This is a genomic window from Cupriavidus sp. DF5525 (genome assembly GCF_040149425.2).
In the GTDB taxonomy this organism is placed as follows: Bacteria; Pseudomonadota; Gammaproteobacteria; order Burkholderiales; family Burkholderiaceae; genus Cupriavidus; species Cupriavidus pickettii_A.
Genome location: NZ_CP168266.1, coordinates 1,931,294 through 1,948,913, shown reverse-complemented (window position 1 = coordinate 1,948,913; position 17,620 = coordinate 1,931,294). Strand labels below are relative to the sequence as shown.

Sequence of the window (17,620 nt, the reverse complement as noted above, 5' to 3'; positions counted from 1 at the left end):
TTGCCGTCAGAACGTCTTGGTCAGCGAGACCAGGAACGTGCTTTTCAGCGGGTTGGAAACGGAAGGGTTGCCGGACGAATCCAGCGCCCCGGTGGTGTAGTTGTCATAGACGTCGGTACGCCCCCAGCCGCGCGTATAGGCGCCGGTCAGCGTCCAGCCACCCTCGAAGGCCTTGGATACCGCCACGCGCACGTCGCGGAAGCTGTAGGCGGCAAAGTTGCGCACGCGCTCCTGGCCGTAGTGCAGCAGCAGCGAGACGCCGTGGCCGAGGTCGAAGGTGCCGTTGATGTCCAGGTAGCCCGAGCCGCGGCTGTGCAGGTCGTTGCCGCTCAGCAGCGAGGCGCTGTTATACCCGAAGTAGTCGCGGGTGTAGGTCAGCCAGTACTTGACGTTGAACCACTTGTAGGTCAGCGACGCGACCGCCTCGCCGTAGTTGTATTTGGTCTGTGCGTACTGCAGCTTCGCGCCCGGGTACAGGTAGTAATAGATCTGGCCGGCATAGACGAAATCGCCCACCGTGCCGGTGTAGCCCGCATACAGGTCCCATTCGACCGTGCCGCCCTCGATGAACTTGTCGCTGATGCTCGACATCCAGGTGCCGGCGGAGAAGCCGCTCGGATGGGCGTAGTCGATGCCGCCCTGCACAGCAGGCTTTCCCCAGGTCTGGCGGAAGCCGCGCGAGACGTACTGAGAGGTCAGGGTCATGTTGGCCGTCAGCGGCGACGGTGCGGCAGCCTCGGCCGGCGGTACGGTAGCAGTGACCTGCGGCACCGGCGCGACGGCCAGCGTGGTTGCAGCATCGTCGGTCGCCTGCGCCTGCGCGGCCAGCGCCTGGCACAGCATCAGGGGCAGGGCGCCTTGCAGGGCCCGTCTTGGAGCAAAGCATTTGCGCAGCATGGAAGTCTCCTCCTTGCAGCCGGTCTGGGTTTGTTATGGGAGCCGGCTATGTGGGGTGAGGACGCGACGCGTCAACCGGGCGCACGCTGCCCGCCGGGACGTTGGTCCCGGCAGCAGGTGTGCCGCAGTCAGGGATCTGGTAGGGAAACCCGGGCGCCGCGCCGCCGTGTCAGGCAGGCATCGGCATCGGCATTCGCGCGGCCGACGGCTGTTGCCCTGGCGCGTCCGCGAGCGTGGCGCTGCGCGCGGGTTTGGCCTTGTAGTAAGGCGCCGTCGAGCGTTGCAGTGGTGCCCGGCCGCGGATCACATCGGCCAGTTTCTCGGCCATCATGATCGTGGGCGCGTTCAGGTTGCCGGTGATGATCTTCGGCATGATCGAGGCATCGACCACGCGCAGGCCCGACAGCCCATGCACCCGGCCCTGGTTGTCCACCACGGCCATCGGGTCGGAGGCGTCGCCCATCTTGCAGGTGCAGGACGGGTGCAGCGCGGTCTCGGCGTGCTCGCGCACGAAGGCGTCGATCTCGGCATCGCTCTGGATCATCATGCCGGGCTTGATCTCGCGGCCGCGGAACTGGTCCATCGCCTGCTGGCCGATGATCTCGCGCGTCAGGCGCACCGCGGCACGGAACTCGCGCCAGTCGACGTCATGCGCCATGTAGTTGAACAGCAGGCGCGGCTTCGCGCGCGGATCGCGGCTGGCCAGCTTGACAAAGCCGGTGCTGGGCGAGCGCATCGAGCCGACATGGCACTGGAAGCCATGCGACTGCACCGGGTTGCTGCCGTCGTAGTTCATCGCCAGCGGGATGAAGTGGTACTGCAGGTTGGGCCAGGCGAAGTCATCGCTGCTGCGAATAAAGCCGCCCGCCTCGAAGTGGTTGGACGCGGCGATGCCGGTGCCGCGCAGGTACCACTCGATGCCGATGGCCGGCTTGTTCCACCACTTCAGCGCGGGATACAGCGAGACCGGCTTGGTGCATTCGTACTGCAGGTACATCTCGAGGTGGTCCTGCAGGTTTTCGCCGACGCCCTTCAGGTCTGCGACCGACTCGATGCAGAAGGCGCGCAGTTCGTCCGCATTGCCCACGCCCGAGCGCAGCAGCAGTTGCGGCGAGGCGATCGCGCCGTTGCTGACGATCACTTCGCGGCGTGCGCGGGCTTCGCGCACGTGGTCGCCCTGCATGTACGAGACACCGATGGCGCGCTGCCCCGAGAACAGGATGCGATTGGCCAGCGCACGCGTATGCACGGTGAGGTTCGGCCGGTCCTTGGCCTGGTCCAGGTAGGCGAGCGAGGTGCTGCAGCGGCGCCCGCGCGCGGTGGTGGTGCGGTCCATCGGGCCGAAGCCTTCCTGCCGGTAGCCGTTCAGGTCGTCGGTCTGGCCGTAGCCGGCCTGCTCGCCGGCCTGGATAAAGGCGCGGAACAGCGGGCTGATATCGGCCTTGGGCGTGGTCACGTGCAGCGGGCCGTTGCTGCCGTGGTAGTCGTTGGCGCCCTTGTCGTAGGTCTCCGCCTTGCGGAAGTAGGGCAGGCAGTCGGCGTAGCTCCAGTTCTCCAGCGACCGGTTTGCGGCCCAGCCGTCGTAGTCCATCGCGTTGCCGCGGATATAGACCATGCCGTTGATCAGCGACGAACCACCCAGCCCCTTGCCGCGGCCCTGCGTCATGCGGCGGTTGTTCATATGCGGCTCGGGCTCGGTCACATAGGCCCAGTTGTAGGTCGTGCCCTGCAGCGGATACGCCAGCGCGGCCGGCATCTGCGTGCGCCAGTCCAGGCGCCAGTCGGGGCCGCCGGCTTCCAGCAGCAGCACCGAGACATCGGCATCCTCGGTCAGCCGCGCGGCCAGCACGCAGCCGGCCGAGCCCGCGCCGACGATGATGTAGTCGTACTCATGGATTGCCTGCATGGTGCAATCTCCTTGTTTGCTTGACGCCGTGCGTGGCAGCCCGGGGGCGGGCAGGATTCCACTCGGCGCACGCGATTGCGAAGTCAGCTGCGCTCAGGCGCCAAACCAGCCCATCGCCTTGGGGGCCAGGTTGATATAGCTGTGCTTGAGTTCGGTGTACTCGTCCAGGCCGACGCGGGCCAGCTCGCGGCCGATGCCGCTCGCCTTGTAGCCGCCCCACGGCGCTTCCGGGAAGTACGGGTGGTAGTCGTTCACCCATACCGTGCCGAAGCGCAGGCCGCGCGACATCCGGTTGGCCTTGTCCAGGTCGCGGGTCCAGACCGCGCCGGCCAGGCCGTACGGGGTGTCGTTGGCTGCACGCAGCACTTCTTCCTCGGAGCGGAAGCGCTCGGCCGTGATCACCGGCCCGAAAATCTCTTCCTTCGCAATCTTCATCTCGGCAGTCACGTCGGCCAGCAGCGTCGGTTCCAGCCAGTAGCCCTTCTTGAACACGTCCCCCGTCGGCCGCTTGCCGCCATGGACCAGGCGTGCGCCCTCGGCAATGCCGGCCTGCACCATGCCCAAAATCTTCTCGTGCTGTTGCGCCGACTGCACCGGGCCCATCTGGGTCTCGGCATGGAAGCCGTTGCCGATCACGATGCGCGGCAGGCGCTCGGCCAGCCGGCTGATGAATGCATCATAGATGCTGTCTTCGATCATCAGGCGCGAGCCGGCGGAGCAGACCTGCCCGGCATGGAAGAACGCGGCGTTGAGCGCGTAATCGACCGCGGCATCCAGGTCGGCATCGGCAAAGACGATGTTGGGGTTTTTGCCGCCCAGCTCCAGGCCGATGCGCTTGAAGTTGCCGGTGGCGGCCTTCATGATGCTTTCGCCGGCATAGGCGCCGCCGGTGAAGGACACCAGGTCCACGTCCAGGCTTTCGGCCAGCTCGGCGCCGACTTCGGCGCCGGCGGTCACCAGGTTGAACACGCCCGGCGGCAGGTCCAGCTCGGCCACCAGTTGCGTGAAGTGGTGCGTGGTCAGCGGCGTCAGGTTGCTGGGCTTGATCACCACGGTATTGCCGGCGCCCAGCGCGGGCGCGATCTTCCACGCGGCCTGCAGCAGCGGGTAGTTCCACGGCGTGATCAGGCCGCACACGCCGACCGGCTCGCGCAGGGTGCGGCTGATCACATGGTGCGGCGCTTCGTTGACGGCGCCCGACTCGGATGCGACCAGCCCCGCGAAGTAGCGGAAGGTTGCGGCGATATCGCCCATGTCGGTGCGGCTCTCGGTCAGCGTCTTGCCGGTGTTGAGCGACTCCAGGTGGGCGAGCTTCTCGGCATCGCGGTCGATCAGTTCGGCGATCTTGTTCAGCAGTCTGGCGCGATCACGGATCGTCGTCTGGCGCCAGGGACCGTCGAAGGCCTTGCGCGCAGCGGCGATGGCCAGGCGCGCATCGGCGCGGGTGGCTTCGGCGGCCTGCGCGATCACGGACTCGTCGGCCGGGCTCAGGATGGCGCGCGTGCCGTGGTCGATGGGCGACTGCCACTGGCCGTCGATATAGAGCTGGGTCTGGATCATTGCTGCGGTTCCGGTTCAGTTGTTCGTTTCAGGCGGCCAGGGCGTCGAGCACCATCTGCTGGAAGTGCTGCACGCCGTGCTCGCCGATGGCGGAGGTTTTGTCGTCGGTGACCAGCAGCGGGCCCTGCCCGTTGCGGTAGCCGCGCGACTTCAGGCCGCGCTGCACCGATTCGACGATGCTCAGATCTTCCGGCTTGAGGACGTTCTTGTAGTACTCGATCAGCTGCTCCTGCTCGGCCGTGGGCGTGCTGTCGCGGAAGTAGAACTCGAAGTGCTGGATGGTGGTGTCGGCATCCACCGGGAACATATAGAACACGCCGTAGTTGCCGTCGCCCGGCAGCACGTTCAGCGTGACGTTGGGCCACAGCCAGTAGGCAGCGAAGTCGGTGTTGGGGGCGTCGCTGTCATAGGTGAAGGCATCGCTGCCCGAGCGGGTCTGGCCGACCTGGCTGGTGAAGAGGCCGCGCACTTCGTGCTTGTAGGTCTCCATCCTGATTGACTCGACCAGCGCCGGGTGCGCGGTCTGGCAGTGCAGGCACTCCAGGTAGTTGTCGACCACCACCTTCCAGTTGGCCTTCATCTCGTAGGTGAGCTTGTGCGCCGGCACCAGCTTGTCGACATCCGGGCAGCGCGCGCGGATCTCGTCGTTGAGGCTGCCCGCCAGCTCGGCCAGCGGCTTGGCGTCCATGTCCAGGTTGACGAAGACCAGGCCGCAGAACTCCTCCACGCGCACCGGCGTCAGGCCGGCGTTGTCCTTGCAGAAGCCCGGCACGTTCTCGGCGTTGCGCACATGGATCAGCTTGCCGTCCAGGCCGAACGACCAGGCGTGGTACGGGCAGGTGATGACGTTCCTGGCCTTGCCGGCGCCGTCGGCGAACAGCTCGTGGGCGCGGTGCGGGCAGACGTTGTAGAACGCGCGCAGCACGCCGTCGCGGCCGCGCACCACGAACACGTTCTCGCCGGCCACCTTCACCGTGGCGTACTGGTTGTTCTCGGCCACCTGGCTCTTGTGCATCACGCACACCCAGCTGCGCGCGAAGATCGTCTTCTTTTCCTGCTCGAAGACTTCCTGAGAGGTGTAGTAGTGGGCCGGCAGCGTGTAAGCCAGCGGGGCGGCGGTGCCGCAGACGGGGGCGGTGGTCTCTTGCATGGGGATTGTCTCCTCGTTTGTCTCGGTGCTTTGGCGATTCACTATTAGTAAATTAAATTACTATTGGTGATGTGAGTGAAGTCTAGTGAGGAGCAAGGTGGCCCTGCAATATCAAAAAATCGATGAGATCCGGTGTGCTGATTGTTCGACGCTATCAATTCGCGCGTTTTGCGGTGATGGTGTAAGGTTCGAGTTACTCAATTCACCATCGGTTGAAAAAAAGTGGAGGGGATGCCCATGACCGAAGACACTTTTGCCACGCGCCTGAAAGGGGTGCTGGAAGGCAAAAGGATCATGCTCAAGCAGGTGGCCGAGGCGCTGTCGGTATCGCCGTCGGCGGTGCACAAGTGGACCCGCGGCGGCGAGATCGAGTACGAGCGCCTGCTGGCGCTGGCGCGCTTCCTGGGCGTCAACTGGCTGTGGCTGCGCTACGGCGAGCAGGCCATCGCCGACCTGGAGGCGAGCACGGCCTCCGATCCGCACATCAAGGAACTGCGCCAGAAGCACCTGGCCGAGATCATGGAAAGCGAGGCGCGCATGAAGTTCGCGCAGGAGGTCTCGGGCATCGTCACGTGGGAATGGAACGTGCTGACCGACGGCCTCATGTACTCGTCCAACGACGTCACGCTGTTCGGCCGCCATATCCGCAACATGGACGACTTCTGGGCCTGCGTGCATCCGGCCGACGTGCCGCGCCTGAAGGAAGTGCTGGAGCGCACGCTGCGCGCGCAGGAAATGCACGAGTGGGAATTCCGCGTGGTGTACGAGGACTCCACGCGCTGGATCTCGTCGCGGGCCACGCTGGTGCGCGACTTCGACCAGCGCCCGGTGAAGATGATCGGCGTCAGCCTCGATATCACCGAGCGCCGCCGCGCCGAGGCTGCGCTGCGCCAGAACGAGGCGCTGCTCGCCAAGGCGCAGGAGATCGCGCACCTGGGCGGCTGGTACTGGAACATCCAGAACGACGACTGCGCCTGGACCGACGAGGCCTACCGCATCTTCGGCTGGGCGCCGCAGGCGTTCAAGGTGACCATGGACCGCTACCTGTCATCGATCGTCGAGGCAGACCGCCCGCGCGTGCAGGCCGCCATCCGCGCCGCCATCGTCGACAAGGCGCCGTACCGCGTCGACTACCGCATCACGCTGCCCGACGGCAGCCACCGCGATATCCACGAGGAAGGCGAGGTCACGCTGGACGAGCACGGCAACGCGCTGACCATGGTGGGCGCCTCGCAGGACGTCACCGACCAGAAGCGCGTCGAGGACGCGCACCGCGACAGCGAGGAGCGCTTCCGCGCGACCTTCGAGCAGGCAGCGGTGGGCATTGCGCACGTCGACCTGAACGGCCACTGGCTGCGCGCCAACCGCAAGCTGTGCGAGATCCTCGGCTATGACAACGCCGCGCTGTCGCAACGCACCTTCCAGGAGCTGACGGTCGCGGAAGACCTGGACGAGAACCTGGCCCTGTACCAGCGCCTGCTGGACGGCGAGGTGGAGACCTATACGCTGAAGAAGCGCTTTATCCGGCCCGATGGCTCGACGGTGTGGACCAAGGTGACGACGTCGCTGAGCCGGCGGCCTGGGGATGGCGAGCCGGGGTACCTGATTGCGATTGTGGAGGCGCTGGACGACGGCGTGCCGCAGGGTGAGGCGGCATCCGGCTCAACGCGGGCGCCTCGGCGGCGGGCGGCGGACAAGTCGCGCCAGGCGGTGTGAAGCGGGGTCCTTGTCGGTCAGGTGATGCGTCTGAAACAATTGTTTCTCGTAGTTCTCTGTGAGCCGGATTGTGGGGTGTTGCACGGATTGGGCGGCATAGTGGGTGCGGGAAAATAAGCATGAAACAATTGTTGCGCAGCTGGCCGGCTCGTACTTATACTGCGAGGACACCGCCTCCACACCACCATGACCCACGTATTCCATCGCAATCCGCGCCAGAAGCTGCCCGTTGCCGTCGCCGGGCAGGGGATCGAACTGATCGACAGCGAAGGCCGCCGCTATCTCGACGCCTCGGGCGGCGCGGCCGTCTCTTGCCTGGGCCACGCCCATCCGCGCGTGATCGCGGCGATCAAGGCGCAGCTCGACACCATCGCCTACGCGCACACCTCGTTCTTCACCACCGAGGTGTCGGAGACGCTGGCCGACACGCTCGCGCAGGCCGCGCCGGGCGACCTGGACCATGTCTATTTCGTCTCGGGCGGCTCCGAGGCGGTGGAGTCGGCGCTGAAGCTGGCGCGCCAGTACTTTGTCGAGCTGGGGCAGCCCAGCCGCCGCCACTTCATCGCGCGCCGGCAGAGCTATCACGGCAATACCCTGGGCGCGCTGGCAATCGGCGGCAATGCGTGGCGGCGCGAGCCGTTCCTGCCGCTGCTGGTGCCGGCGCACCACGTATCGCCGTGCTACGCCTATCGTGACCAGCAGGCCGGCGAAACCGATTCGCAGTACGCCCAGCGCCTGGCGGATGAACTGGAAGCGAAGATCCTGGAACTGGGGCCGGACACCGTGGCCGCCTTCGTCGCCGAGACGGTGGTGGGCGCCACGGCCGGCGCGGTGCCCCCGGTGGGCGACTACCTCAAGCGCATCCGCGCCGTGTGCGACAAGTACGGCGTGCTGCTGATCCTGGACGAAGTGATGTCAGGCATGGGCCGCACCGGCTACCTGTTCGCGTGCGAAGAGGATGGCGTGGTGCCCGATATCGTCACCATCGCCAAGGGCCTGGGCGCGGGTTACCAGCCGATCGGCGCGATGCTGTCGACGCGTCGCATCTACGACACCATCGTCGGCGGCAGCGGCTTTTTCCAGCACGGCCATACCTATATCGGCCATGCCACGGCATGCGCCGCAGCGCTGGCGGTGCAGCGGACGATCGCTGAAGACAACTTGCTGGCCAACGTGCAGGCACGCGGCGAACAACTGCGCGCGCGGCTGCGCGAAGCGTTGGGCGAGCACCCCAACCTGGGCGATATCCGTGGGCGGGGCTTGTTCGTCGGTGTGGAGTTCGTGGCCGACCGCGGCAGCAAGGCCACCCTCGATCCCGCGCTGAAGACGCATGCGCAGCTGAAGTCGGCCGCGATGCAGAACGGGTTGCTGGTCTATCCGATGGGCGGCACGGTGGATGGCGTGCACGGCGACCACGTGCTGTTCGCGCCGCCGTTTATCTGCACGCCGCAGGATATCGACAGCATTGTCGAGCGCTTTGCCGCCGCGGTGCGGGCGGTGCTGCCGGCCGCGGCGACCGCCACGGCCTGACATGGAAGGACGCCGTTCAGGCGTCCAGCTTGAACTCGCCGACCACCTGCTGCAGCTCGGTGGCCTGTCCAGCCAGCGCGCTCGAGGCGCTGGCCGCCTGCTCGACCAGCGCGGCGTTCTGTTGCGTCACGGCGTCCATCTGCGCCACCGCCTCATTGACCTGCGCGATGCCGGCGCTCTGCTGCTCCGACGCCGCGGTGATCTCGCCCAGCAGCGTGGTCACGCGGCCCACCGACTGCACGATCTCGTGCATGGTCTCGCCGGCCTGGCCTACCAGCGCCGAACCGCTGTCCACCTGCTGCACGGAGGCGTCGATCAGCTGCTTGATCTCCTTGGCCGCCGCCGCGCTGCGTTGCGCCAGTGTGCGCACCTCGCCGGCCACCACGGCGAAGCCGCGGCCCTGCTCGCCGGCGCGGGCGGCTTCCACCGCCGCGTTCAGCGCCAGGATATTGGTCTGGAAGGCAATGCCTTCGATCACCTCGATGATGTCGGTCACCTTGCGCGAGCTGGCGCTGATCGCGGACATGGTCTGCACCACGTTGCCGACCACCTCGCCGCCGCGCGCGGCGATGCCGGATGCGGTTTCCGCCAGGCCGTTGGCGGCGCGCGCGCGTTCGGTGTTCTGGCGCACCATCGCCGTCAGCTCGCTCATGCTCGACGCAGTCTGCTGCAGCGACGCGGCCTGTTCCTCGGTGCGCTGCGAAAGGTCAGTATTGCCGGCGGCGATCTGGTGCGAGGCTGCGCCGATCGAATCGGTGGCGGCCTTGATGCGCGTCACCAGGCCGGTGAGCATGTCTTCCATCTCGCCCAGCCCGCCCAGCAGCCGGCCGAATTCGCCGCCACGCTCGGTCTCGAATTCCTGGCTCAGGTCGCCGGCGGCCACGGTTTCGGCGATATAGACCGCCTCAGACAGCGGCGCCTCGATGCTCCGCGCCAGCCACCAGGTGCCGGCGACGGCCAGGCCCAGCCCTGCGGCGCCCAGTGAGATCAGCAGGTTGCGCGCGTCGGTGGCGCCCTGCATGCGCGGCAATGCCACCGCAATCCCGATCGCCATCAGCGACCACATGGCGCCAAATGCCGCGCCCAGGCGTATGCGAATCCCCAAATTCTGCATGTTGCTACCGTCCCCCCTTAAAGTGCAGACGCCGGCGCGCCCGCGCCGGCGTTTCCCGCTAACCCGCGCCATCTGCCTGTCTCGCGATTTTTCGCTGGTCAACGTTTGCTTAACGGCGGCGGCGGGCGGGGCCTTTAGGGTTTGCTTACCCTGCTTTGGGAGGGGGCGCCCCGGGCTGCGGGATTTCGTCGCGGAGCGGACGGCGGCGCTGGCCGCGCTTCAGGCTTCGCGATAGGCGAACGTCTCGAACCACGACGCCAGCGCGTCCCTTGCTGGTGCGCTGAGGGTTGCGTCCGGCACTGCCACCGTGCCCGCGCGGCATGCCTGCACGGCGTAGTGCCGCACGCCTTGCTCCGCAAGCGTGCGCGCCAGCGTCATCAGGCGGGCTTCGCTGAGCCAGGCCGGATCCCAGGTCGTGCGGCATTCAAACGGACAGGACGCGCGCAGCAGCAGCGCAAGGCTTGCCTGCACGCTTTGGTAGCCGCCGGGCCGGCCCACCAGTGCGTCATGGCTGTCGGCGTCGGCCTTGATGTCGAGTCCGACCCAGTCCAGTGCAGGCAAGACTGCCGCCAGCCGGTCAGGGTAGATGCCCGCGGTGTGCAAGGCCACCTTGAAGCCGAGCGCTTTCACGGTGTTCACGAGCGCCGGCAGTTGCGCTTCGCTGAGCGGCTCGCCGCCGGAGACCACCACGCCGTCCAGCAGCCCTGCGCGGGTCGCAAGCCAGTCGGCTACGGCCGGCCAGGCGTAGGCCGCATGGCGTCGCTGCAAGTGGGCGTTATGGCAATATCCGCAGCGCCACGGGCAGCCGGCGATAAACAGCACCGCCGCCAGCTTGCCCGGCCAGTCGACGCTGGAAAACGGCACCAGCCCTGCCAGCGCCGGCCCGCCGCGCAGCGCCTGCGCCGCCGCAGGCGGGGCGGCGCAGGGGAGCGGTCCGTCAATGGGTCTGGGATTCTGTAAAGAAGCGCCGCTCATGGAATTCGCCCTGCTTGCCGGTGTTGAAGGAGGAGACCGGCCGGTGGTAGCCCATCACCCGTGTCCAGACTTCGCAGCGCGTGCGCAGTGCGGGATCGAGGGCCGGCGTGGCCGGTTGGTGCAGGTCTGTGTTCATGTGAGCTCCTTTTCAAGTTGGGTTTGCGGCGCGTCGGCCGCGGCGTGGGTGCGTGCCAGCAGGTCGGCATCGCATTTGGGACAGAACTCGTGGTGCCCGCTCAGGTAACCGTGCGTCGGGCAGATCGAGAAGGTCGGCGTGACGGTGATATACGGCACGCGGAAGCGCGACAGCGATCGCTGCACCAGTGCCTTGCAGGCCTGCGCGCTGGAGATGGCCTCGTTCATGTACAGGTGCAGCACGGTGCCGCCGGTGTACTTGCCCTGCAGCGGCTCCTGCATCGCCAGCGCGGTGAACGGGTCGTCCGTATAGCCCACCGGCAACTGGCTGGAATTGGTGTAGTACGGATGCTCCGGCGTGCCGGCCTGCAGGATGTCGGGCCAGCGCTTGCGGTCCTCGCGCGCGAAGCGGTAGGTGGTGCCTTCCGCCGGTGTGGCTTCCAGGTTGTAGAGGTGGCCGGTCTCTTCCTGGAAGGCGGTGATGCGCGCGCGCACGTGGTCCAGCAATCGGATCGCCATCGCATGGCCGCGGGGCGAGGTGATGTCGTCCGCGTCGCCGGAGAAGTTGCGGATCATCTCGTTGATGCCGTTCACGCCCAGCGTGCTGAAGTGGTTGCGCAGCGTGCCCAGGTAGCGCCGCGTGTAGGGGTAGAGCCCCTCGTCGATGTAGTGCTGCACCACGCGACGCTTTTCTTCGAGCACGTCGCGGCCCAGTGCGAGCAGGCGGTCGAGCGCTTGCAGCAATGCAGCTTCGTCGCCGTGATGGAGGTAGCCCAGCCGCGCGCAGTTGATGGTGACCACGCCCACCGAGCCGGTCTGCTCGGCCGAGCCGAACAGGCCGTTGCCGCGCTTGAGCAGCTCGCGCAGGTCCAGCTGCAGGCGGCAGCACATGGAGCGGACCATATGCGGCTCCAGGTCGGAATTGACGAAGTTCTGGAAGTAGGGGAGCCCGTAGCGCGCCGTCATCTCGAACAGCGGTTCGGCGTTGGGATGGTCCCAGTCGAAGTCCGGCGTGATGTTGTAGGTCGGGATCGGGAAGGTGAAGGCCCGGCCGCGCGCGTCGCCCTGCATCATCACTTCGATGTAGGCGCGGTTGATCGTGTCCATCTCGGGCTGGAGGTCGCCATAGGTGAACGGCATCTCTTCACCGGCGATATACGGCACCTGGCCGGCCAGGTCCTGCGGGCAGGTCCAGTCGAAGGTGAGATTGGTGAACGGCGTCTGCGTGCCCCAGCGGCTCGGCACATTCAGGTTGAAGACCAGCTCCTGCATGGCCTGCCGCACCGTGCGGTAGTCCATGCGGTCGCGGCGCACGAACGGCGCCATATAGGTATCGAAGCTGGAGAAAGCCTGAGCGCCCGCCCATTCGTTCTGCAGCGTGCCGAGGAAGTTGACGATCTGCCCGACTGCGGCCGACATATGCTTGGGCGGGTTGGCCTCGACCTTGCCCGGCACGCCGTTGAAGCCCTCCGTCAGCAACTGGCGCAGCGACCAGCCGGCGCAGTAGCCGGACAGCATGTCGAGGTCGTGGATATGCAGGTCGCCGTCGCGATGCGCGCGCGCCGCCTCGGGGCTGAAGATATGCGACAGCCAGTAATTGGCCGTGACCTTGCCCGCGACGTTAAGGATCAGGCCGCCGAGACTGTAGCCCTGGTTGGCATTGGCGCGCACGCGCCAGTCGCGCTGCGCCAGGTATTCCTCCATGGCGTTGCCCACGTCTACCTGGTCGCCCTTGCCGGGCCGCTGAAGATCGCTCATGGTTCCCCTTATCTAGTGTGTGCGTGGCAGGTTAGCACTAGATATAGTAGTGCTGAGCGATCGGCGGCCGGGGTTTGCCTGCCGCTTGATGGCCATCAAGCGGGCGTGGCGGGAGGGTTTGCGCGAGTGCCGGACTTGCGCGCGGGCAAATCCATGTCGGCAGCCGGGGAACGTTGGATGGAGGGCGGGCCCCGGAATGACAATCGGCCCCCAGGGGGCCGATCGCGTGAAACAACGCTGCCGGGGATCAGGCGGCTTGCTTCAGCGTCGCCAGCGCGCGGCGGCCTACGGCTAGTTGCTGCGCGACTTCCGCCACGCGTGCGCCGAGGTGTTCGGCGGTGCGCAGGTCGGCCAGCGGCGGCACCACGTCGGCGCTTTCATCCGCGTTGGATTGCGCGGCAGCGCCCAGGAAGAAGCCGTGGCGGTTCAGCGTGTCTTCGGTCGACTTGGAGTTGTTGTGGCCCGGGGGCAGGCCCAGGTTGACCCAGTGCATGCCGTGCTGCGCGGCGAAGATCGCCATCTGCTGCAGCGTGGCCAGCTTGTCGCCCGAACGCGAGGCCGCGTTGGTGAAACCCGCTGCCACCTTGTTGGCCCACTTGCCGCCCTTGGCAAAGACATTGCGCGAGGTGGCGTCCATGAATCCCTTGAACTGCGCCGAGGCACTGCCCATGTAGGTCGGTGCGCCGAAGATGATGGCGTCGACCTGTTCCAGCGTGTCCCAGTGCTGGTCGATGTCTTCCACCGGGATCAGCAGGCTTTCGGCGCCTGCGACGCTGCCGGCGCCGCGTGAGACGGCCTGGGCTTGCCTGGCGGTATGGCCATAGCCGCTGTGGTAGACGATGGCGACGCGGGTGAGTTCGGTGGTGGTCATGGTGTCGGGTCCCTGATAGTTTCGGAAATCTGAATACCGTGATGCTGCAACTGCGTGATGGATTGGTGCGGTTGCGGCGGGTGGTGAATGCAGTGTAGGGAGCGGAGAGGGCGGTTGCGTGGACATTCCTGCAACCAGTCATTGAATTTTTTTGAATATCGCCCAGCCTGGTGATGGCATCGCTCCGCCCGCGGGTTTTCCCCGCAATGCCGCACGTGGTAATGACGGTTCGGACACGTTAAAGTTGCGACACATCCACCTGTGGCCGGCGCCCCAGAGGTGCTCACGTGCTGCGCCAGCTTCACAACCGCTTCCCCACCCATGAGACCAGCCGGCACGCAGCGTTTGGCGGTCAGGCAGCACTACCGTCTCCTTATCCCGAGCCCTGCCCGGCATGCGCTGGCGCTCGCCGTGCTGGCGCTGGCCGGCGCGGGCGCGCATGCCGCGGATGCGCCTGGTACGGAAGCGGCCGTTGCCACCGCCGAGACCCTGCCCGATGTGGTGGTCAGCGCCACCCGCAGCGAACAGCGCCGGTTCGATGCGCCGGCCGCGGTCGACAGCGTGCCGGTCGATCCGCTGCGCAGCGCCACGCCGCTGGTCAACCTGTCCGAGGTGCTGGCCGGCGTGCCAGGTGTGGCGGTGCGCGACCGGCAGAACTACTCGCAGGACCTGCAACTGGCGGTGCGCGGCTTCGGCACGCGTTCGACCTTTGGCGTGCGCGGCGTGCGGCTGTATGTCGATGGCATTCCCGCCACCATGCCCGACGGGCAGGGCCAGGCTTCCACGGCGGATCTCGCCAACGCCAGCCGGGTGGAGGTGCTGCGCGGTCCGTTCGCGCAGATGTACGGCAACGCCTCGGGTGGCGTGGTGCAGGTGTTCACGCCGGATCCTCCCAAGGATGGCTTCACCGGCCGCGTGTCGACCGGCTTCGGCTCGGATGGCCAGTGGCAGGCCGGCGTGGCGCTGGCCGGCGGCAACGAGCGGCTCGGCGGCACGCTCGATGCCTGGACTTACCAGACCGACGGCTACCGCGACCACAGCGCGGCGCGCCGGTACCAGCTCAATGCCAAGGTCGTGGCGCAGCCCGCCAGCGGCACGCGCGTGACGGGACAGTTCAACTACTTCAACCAGCCGCTGGCGCAGGACCCGCTCGGCCTGACGCGCGCGCAGGCCGATGCCAACCCGCGCCAGGCGGTGCCCGCCGCGACCCAGTTCGACACCGGCAAGAACGTCGAGCAGGCCCAGGCCGGCGTGGTGGTGGACCACCAGCTCACCGGGACCGACAGCCTGTCCGCGCGCCTCTACGGCGGCACGCGCAACCTGTACCAGCGGCTGGGCTTCAGCGGCGCCGCGCCAAACTCGGCCGGCGGCATCGTCGACCTCGACCGCACCTACGGCGGCGCAGCGCTGTCATGGAGCCGGCGCACCACCGCCAACGGCCTGCCGCTGCTGTGGAGCGCGGGCCTGGAAGCCAACGGCATGCGCGACGGCCGCAACGGCTACGTCAACCAGGACGGCACGCAGGGCCCGTTGCGCCGCGATGAAACCGATACCGCGACCGACCTCGGCGCCTTCGCGCAATTCGACTGGACCTTCCATCCGGCGTGGCAACTGGTGGGTGGCGTGCGCGCCAGCCGGGTGCGGCTGGGCATCGACGATCATTTCATCACCGCGGCCAGTCCCGACGACAGCGGCAGTTCAACCTACAGCAATGTCAGCCCGGTGCTAGGACTGGTGTGGCACGCGCTGGACTCGCTCAATATCTACGCCAACCTCGGGCGCGGTTTCGAAACGCCGACGCTGACCGAGGTCGCGTACGGTCCCGGCGGTGTCGGCAGCAACCTCGGCCTGCAGGCATCGACCAGCCGCCAGGGCGAGATCGGCATCAAGTGGCAGGCGGCGGGGCAGCGACTGGAGGCGGCGCTGTTCGATGCCGACAGCCATGACGAAGTGGTGCCGCTATCGAACAATGCCGGCCGCACCGTCTACCAGAACGTCAGCGGCGTGCACCGGCGCGGCTTCGAACTGGGCTGGCGCGGCGGCTTTCTCGGGCAGGTGGGGACACCGGGGCAGGGCGGCGGCAGCCGCATCGAGGCGGGCCTCGCCTATACCTGGCTCGACGCCTACTTCGGCGACAGCTTTTTCAACGCGCAGGGCCAGACCGTGGCTGCCGGCAACCGCCTGCCTGGCACCGCGCGCCACAGCCTGAGCGCAGACCTGTCATGGCGGCCGCTGGCCCCGCTGACGCTGGGCGCCGAGATGCGTGTCGACAGCCGCGTCTATGCCGACGACCTCAACACGCAGGCCGCGCCCGGCTACGCCGTGTTCAACCTACGCGCGGGCTATGAATTCCGCATCGGGCCGACGCGGCTCTATGTCTTCGGCCGCATCGACAACATCACCGACCGGCGCTACATCGGCTCGGTGATCGTCAACGAGGCCAACGGGCGGTATTTCGAACCCGCGCCCGGGCGGCGCTTCTTTGTGGGCCTGCGCGCCGCCCTCTGAGCCGCGCTGCACTAATTCTTGACCAGCAGCACCGGGCAGTGCGCATGGGCAAGGACTCGCCTGGCTACCGAGCCGACGATGGCATCGAGAAAGCCGCCGCGGCCATGCGAACCCATCACGATCAGGTTGGCGCCGATGCTGCCCGCATACTCGACGATGCGGGTCGGCGCGAAGCCGGTGAAGCCATGGCGCTCGAACGGGATACCGGCTGCGCCCAGGATGCTGGCCACCGACTGCATCGCCTTGTCGTTCTGTTCGCGATGCCAGGCGTCGAGGGTGGCCCGGTCGATGAAGGTCTTGATATCGCCGGGCACATCCGGTTCGCAGTGCACCACGTGCACGACGAAATCGCGGGTGAGCAGCGGACTTTCTACCAGGTAGCGGGCAGCCGCATCGCTATAGGCCGATCCGTCGGTCGCAAGCAGGATCTTGTTCATGGCAATTGCTCCTCATGTGCGCCGGTTCCCGGCCCTGCGCTCGCGCGATGCGCAGTGGCCACCCAGTTCGTCCCCCGCGTGCGCAAGTGCGTGCCTGGCCCTGACCCGGCTGATCAGGACGGACACCAGCAACGTCGCGGCGACGGCGCCGAGAGACCAGTGCACCGGCACATGGAACCACGGCTCAGCCAGCATCTTCGCGCCGATAAAGGCAAGCACGATTGCCAGGCCGTACTTCAGGTAGTGGAAATGCTGCGCCATGTTGGCCAGCAGGAAGTACAGCGCCCGCAGCCCCATGATCGCGAAGATGTTCGAAGTAAAAACGATGAAGGGGTCGGTCGTGACGGCGAAGATGGCCGGGATACTGTCGACGGCGAACACCAGGTCGGTCGCCTCGACCAGCAGCACCACCAGGAACATCGGCGTCGCGTAGCGCAGGCCGTCCAGGCGCACGAAGAAACGCTCGCCGTGATAGTCCGGGGTGATTCGCATATGCGCGCCCAAGAAGCGAACGATGGGATTGCGCGAGAGATCCGGGGCACGCCTGGAGACGAACAGCATCTTGATGCCGGTGAACAGCAGGAACACGCCGAACACATAGAGGATCCACGAGAATTCGCTGATCAGCCACACGCCGAGCAGGATCATGACAGCGCGCATCACGATCGCGCCGACCACGCCGAACAGCAACACCCTGCGCTGCAACTCCGGCGGCACCGCGAAATAGCCGAAGATCATCGCGAACACGAACATATTGTCGACCGACAGCGACAGCTCGATCAGGTAGCCGGTATAGAACTCCAGCACCTTGCGATTCGCGGCCTCGCGTCCGGCGCTCTCGGCCAGCAGCCACCAGAGTGCGATGCCGAAGAGCACGGCCAGGGTCGACCAGGCCAGGGTCCAGCCCAGGGCCTCACGTGTCGAAACGCGGTGCGCGTGCCGGCCGCCAAGGACGAACACGTCCACGACCAGCGTTCCCAGCACCAGGATCAGGAAGCCGACCCACATCGGCGCGGTGGCAAAGGTATCCATGCCGCTAGTTTCCTGCTTCGTCAGCAGATGT

General features: G+C 66.8%; 13 protein-coding genes and 1 pseudogene. 3 read left to right on the top strand and 11 right to left on the bottom strand.

The features are described from left to right. Window positions 1–6: 6 nt before the first annotated feature. From ABNX08_RS30130 to ABNX08_RS30115, 4 genes are all read right to left on the bottom strand, one after another. On the bottom strand, window positions 7–897 hold the full coding sequence (locus ABNX08_RS30130; protein WP_022539443.1) for a TorF family putative porin: 891 nt from the start codon (window positions 895–897) through the stop codon (window positions 7–9). A gap of 169 nt (window positions 898–1,066) precedes the next feature. After that, window positions 1,067–2,803, bottom strand: a complete 1,737-nt coding sequence (gene betA / locus ABNX08_RS30125; protein ID WP_022539442.1) for a choline dehydrogenase — start codon at window positions 2,801–2,803, stop codon at window positions 1,067–1,069. Between the two features lie 93 nt (window positions 2,804–2,896). After that, window positions 2,897–4,363 (bottom strand): aldehyde dehydrogenase family protein, encoded by a 1,467-nt coding sequence (locus tag ABNX08_RS30120; RefSeq protein WP_022539441.1) that lies wholly within the window; start codon window positions 4,361–4,363, stop codon window positions 2,897–2,899. A gap of 28 nt (window positions 4,364–4,391) precedes the next feature. Then, window positions 4,392–5,513, bottom strand: a complete 1,122-nt coding sequence (locus ABNX08_RS30115) for an aromatic ring-hydroxylating dioxygenase subunit alpha (protein WP_022539440.1) — start codon at window positions 5,511–5,513, stop codon at window positions 4,392–4,394. A 237-nt stretch (window positions 5,514–5,750) separates the two neighbouring features. Between ABNX08_RS30115 and ABNX08_RS30110 the strand changes: the two genes are divergently transcribed. Together ABNX08_RS30110 and ABNX08_RS30105 are read left to right on the top strand one after the other, a co-directional pair. Next, window positions 5,751–7,229, top strand: coding sequence for a helix-turn-helix transcriptional regulator (locus ABNX08_RS30110; protein WP_022539439.1), 1,479 nt, complete (start codon window positions 5,751–5,753; stop codon window positions 7,227–7,229). 186 nt (window positions 7,230–7,415) lie between these two features. Next, window positions 7,416–8,759 carry an aspartate aminotransferase family protein gene (locus tag ABNX08_RS30105; RefSeq protein ID WP_022539438.1) on the top strand — a complete coding sequence of 448 codons (1,344 nt, stop codon included), beginning with the start codon at window positions 7,416–7,418 and terminating at the stop codon, window positions 8,757–8,759. A gap of 16 nt (window positions 8,760–8,775) precedes the next feature. Here the strand turns inward: ABNX08_RS30105 and ABNX08_RS30100 are convergent, their stop codons facing one another. The 5 genes and pseudogenes from ABNX08_RS30100 to ABNX08_RS30080 form a co-directional block, all read right to left on the bottom strand. Continuing rightward, on the bottom strand, window positions 8,776–9,873 hold the full coding sequence (locus ABNX08_RS30100; protein ID WP_022539437.1) for a methyl-accepting chemotaxis protein: 1,098 nt from the start codon (window positions 9,871–9,873) through the stop codon (window positions 8,776–8,778). A 219-nt stretch (window positions 9,874–10,092) separates the two neighbouring features. Continuing rightward, window positions 10,093–10,848 (bottom strand): anaerobic ribonucleoside-triphosphate reductase activating protein, encoded by a 756-nt coding sequence (locus ABNX08_RS30095; RefSeq protein ID WP_022539436.1) that lies wholly within the window; start codon window positions 10,846–10,848, stop codon window positions 10,093–10,095. Further along, window positions 10,811–10,984, bottom strand: a complete 174-nt coding sequence (gene nrdD, locus ABNX08_RS30090) for an anaerobic ribonucleoside-triphosphate reductase (protein WP_022539435.1) — start codon at window positions 10,982–10,984, stop codon at window positions 10,811–10,813. Before nrdD ends, ABNX08_RS30095 begins: the two co-directional genes overlap by 38 nt. Before the next feature lie 50 nt (window positions 10,985–11,034). After that, window positions 11,035–12,705, bottom strand: a pseudogene (locus ABNX08_RS30085) (ribonucleoside triphosphate reductase); the annotation flags it as partial. 283 nt (window positions 12,706–12,988) lie between these two features. Then, on the bottom strand, window positions 12,989–13,612 hold the full coding sequence (locus ABNX08_RS30080; RefSeq protein ID WP_022539433.1) for a flavodoxin family protein: 624 nt from the start codon (window positions 13,610–13,612) through the stop codon (window positions 12,989–12,991). 321 nt (window positions 13,613–13,933) lie between these two features. On the opposite strand from ABNX08_RS30080, the gene ABNX08_RS30075 reads away from it, so the two are divergent. Next, window positions 13,934–16,120, top strand: coding sequence for a TonB-dependent receptor (locus tag ABNX08_RS30075; protein ID WP_041681841.1), 2,187 nt, complete (start codon window positions 13,934–13,936; stop codon window positions 16,118–16,120). An 11-nt stretch (window positions 16,121–16,131) separates the two neighbouring features. Here ABNX08_RS30075 and ABNX08_RS30070 read toward each other — a convergent pair whose 3' ends face one another. Together ABNX08_RS30070 and ABNX08_RS30065 are read right to left on the bottom strand one after the other, a co-directional pair. After that, the gene (locus ABNX08_RS30070) at window positions 16,132–16,557 is read right to left on the bottom strand and encodes a universal stress protein (protein WP_022539431.1); all 426 of its coding nucleotides are present in this window, start codon (window positions 16,555–16,557) and stop codon (window positions 16,132–16,134) included. 12 nt (window positions 16,558–16,569) lie between these two features. Beyond that, window positions 16,570–17,589, bottom strand: a complete 1,020-nt coding sequence (locus ABNX08_RS30065; RefSeq protein ID WP_022539430.1) for a TerC family protein — start codon at window positions 17,587–17,589, stop codon at window positions 16,570–16,572. Window positions 17,590–17,620: the final 31 nt, after the last annotated feature.